At 56.4% G+C, this 3,387-nt stretch carries 2 protein-coding genes; one reads left to right on the plus strand and one right to left on the minus strand.

The window, feature by feature from the left end:
• Positions 1 to 288: hypothetical protein (locus tag ACESLM_RS30375; RefSeq protein WP_372638446.1), on the minus strand; the 288-nt coding region annotated here is incomplete at its 3' end.
• Between the two features lie 501 nt (positions 289 to 789).
• Here ACESLM_RS30375 and ACESLM_RS30380 point away from each other — a divergent pair.
• A complete protein-coding gene (locus ACESLM_RS30380) occupies positions 790 to 3,063 on the plus strand; it encodes a helix-turn-helix domain-containing protein (protein WP_372638448.1) in 2,274 nt (757 codons plus the stop codon).
• Positions 3,064 to 3,387: the final 324 nt, after the last annotated feature.

The raw sequence follows: 3,387 nt of genomic DNA on the forward strand, positions 1-3,387 counted from the left end.
GGTGTGCCGGTCGGAATAACGGCCTCCCAGACCGCTATCGCCGCCGAACCGGGTGTACCGGTCGGAATAACGGTCTCCCAGACCGTTAACATCGCCGAAACGGGTGTGCCGATCGGAATAACGGTCTCCCAGACCGCTATCGCCGCCGAAACGGGTGTGCCGATCGGAATAACGGCCTCCCAGACCGCTATCGCCGCCGAACCGGGTGTACCGGTCGGAATAACGGCCCCCCAGACCGCTATCGCCGCCGAAATGGGTGAGCCGGGGTAGCCCCGCAGGCTCGCCCAATAAGCCCGCTCCCCGCGGGCTTATCTCATGCTGCTATAGACCAATTCACGTACATGAACACACTGCTCACAAGGCCCCCCTTAAACGGAGGGAGAGCCGAGCCCCCGGTTAACTCCCTTTGGAGTATCTCCATCCGCACGCCCCGAGATGTTCGGCAAAACCGAGTAATTCCCCGCCCAAAGCCCCCACCTTACCCGAAATGCGCCACAAACCCGGTTGGCGCGCGGGACTCCCATTCGAAACAGGCGGTAAAACAGCCATGAAAACAACCGTGAGAACAGCCGCTATCCTGCGCCGGAGCAACCATGAGAACAGCCGCCATCTTGCGTCGGAGCAACCGTGAGAACAGCCGCTATCCTGCGCCGGAGCAACCGTGCGTAGACCTGATTTATAATTTTGCTTATAATTAATGAAAAAGTAAATTGAAGGACGCGGACGAGACGGAAGAGTAGAGGGGAAGTGTAGAGGAGCGCGTCTACGGCGAATTGGAGGAGGGGACGAATGAAACGAATCCCGATGATGTTGCAGCTGGTGCTGATTCTGTTTTGCGTGCTGGCCGTTCCGGCGGCCATCTTGACCTGGTACAGCGGAACGAGCATCTTGAGCAATTCGGAGAGCGCGATCGCCGAGTCTTCGCTTGCGGGACTGAACGCCAGCCGCAACCTGAACGAGAATGCTTTAGGCAACTTGGCCCAGGATGCGATCCGTTTGGCTTCGACACAAATTTTCGATCGCATTCGCCCATACGAGTCGTTTTCCGAACTGAATACGGATTACGGCAACATGAGCAAGGCGCTTTCCGTGCTGGGGGAGCTTCTGAACCTCAATCACCGCGTCGAAGGCGTGTACTCCACCTACTTCTATCTTGACGATGCGGATTACGTCGTATCCACGGACAAAGGCATTACGATGCTTGAGCGCTACGAGCCGATCGGCTGGATGGAGGATGCCTTAACCGAAAGAAAGGGCATCAGCGGAGTCTGGTACCCGCGCAAGCTGAGCTCGGGACTCCATGTGGTATCGTACGTGTTTCCTCTGAGCCGGTTGTCGACCACGACGCGTGGAACGATCGTCGTTAATTTGCGCGAAAGCCAGGTTGGCCGGTATCTGCAATCGTCGGAGAAGGGAGAACGGGGTTATGTGCTGATGGACTCGGAAGGCACGATTCTCTCGCACAATGACAAGAGTCTGCTGCTGACGGAAGGTAGCCGTCTCCCACAAATTCAGAGCATTTTAGGCGGGCATGCGCGTGAAGGGCATGTGTTCCACGAGGTTGATGGAAAGCGCTTACTATACACCTGGTCGTATTCTCCTCGCTTCAACTGGTGGAATGTTCAGATTTATTCGGTCGACGAGTTGATGAGGAAGACGTATTCGCTGCAGAGAAACATATTCCTGATCACCGTCGTGATTATTGTCGTCGGAGCGGGGCTGGCCGTGCTGCTGGCAACCTGGCTTTCCCAACCGATTCGCAAGCTTGTCCGAACCATCCGGGAGAAGGGGCATCCGGGAGGCGCGAACAAAAACGAGCTGGCGTTTCTCGATACGGCTTTCAGGCGGATGCAGGAAGAGGAGGAGGGCTTGCGCGGGCTGTTGAAGGAGCGGGAGCGGGATACGCGCAGTTTGGCGGTTCACAATTTGTTGAGGGGAGAAGTGACCGGACAGGCCGTGGAGATGTTCCAGGAGCCGTATTACCGGATCGCTGCCGTCTCAATAGATCGCTATCGCCGCTACGTTCGCAAACACAGCCCAGAGACGAGGAGCTACCACCGGTATTTGCTCGTTTCCCGATGCGAGACCTTGCTTCCTCCCGGTATGACCGCGCGTTGCGTCTATCTGGGGGAAGGAGCCTTTGCCATCGTCATCAACTATGAAGACGATGAGGCGACGGGCGTGCACGGAGGCATCCGGGACGCGCTTGTCCGAATTCGCGACGAAGTGCTGGAGCTGCTCGGCCATTCGGTCACGATCGGCCTAAGCGGACGAACCGATACGCGATCCGAAGTATCGGAACGAATGGCCGAGGCAGCCGAAGCGATCAAGCAGAGAATGACCAAGGGAGCAGGCTGCATTTTCTACCCTGCGCAAGAACCGGAGGGCAGCGGCAAATACATCTACCCCGCCAATGGAGAGAGACGGATCGTCAACTTCTTGGATGCGGGAGATTTCAACGGCATTCATAACGAACTGAATCAGATCCGGGACGAAATCCTGGCCGCCGATTCCGTCTCCTACGACAACATTCTGTTCATCTACAACCAGTTGGCCGGAGTCACGATCAAGCATCTGCGGGAAAGCCGTCTCAATACGGCCCGCATACTCGCCGGAAGGGGCAACGTCTATTCGGCGATGGCTTCTCTCGATACGTTGGACGAACTGGATGCGTACATGAAAGATTTTTTTCGCGAGCTCGTGAGCGGTTTGGCGCGCAATCCGCAGAAGGACGCCAATTACGGGGAGAAAATCATTCTCTACCTGAACGACCGCTATCGCGAAGATATCGTCTTCGAAGACATGGCCAAGGAAATCGGAATCAGTTACTCCTACATGCGTAAAGCTCTGTACGATCTGACCGGCAAAAGCCTGATCGACTACATGAACATGCTGCGAATCGAGAGGGCCAAGCAGCTGCTGACTGCGCCCGAGGACAAGACGATCGCCCAGATCGCGGCGGAGGTCGGCTACTACAACATCCAGAGCTTTAATCGGTTTTTCCGCAAATACGAAGGGATGCCGCCGAGCGGCTACAAGGCGGCGAAAGCCGGTTCGTCGTAAGGTTCCCGGGAAGCCCGGCCGTTCGCGCTTTGCCGTCGAACGGCCGGGCTTCATTTTTGCTCATGCCTATCAGCTTTGATTATCGCGGCGGTCTTATCCGGCGCGCCGGCGCGAGGGAATCAGAAGTGACGCTTATCGTCAATATTGACGATTTACGATTCGCCGCGGACGCCGTAATATGGGTTCCAGCCACGCCGATGAACGAAGCATCGCAAGGCGGAGGAAGTCATCCTGCGAGGAGGTGAACAGGTGAAGATTGAAAGCGCTTCAACAAATTCGACTTCACAGCGTGCGGTTGCATTAAACAGAAATAAAAGGGGGATG

This window comes from Cohnella sp., from assembly GCF_041641335.1.
Classification (GTDB): domain Bacteria; phylum Bacillota; class Bacilli; order Paenibacillales; family Paenibacillaceae; genus Cohnella.

Bases quoted from the DNA above. Each gene is read 5' to 3' on its own strand.
- ACESLM_RS30380 (WP_372638448.1), top strand. From the start codon at position 790: ATGAAACGAATCCCGATGATGTTGCAGCTGGTGCTGATTCTGTTTTGC.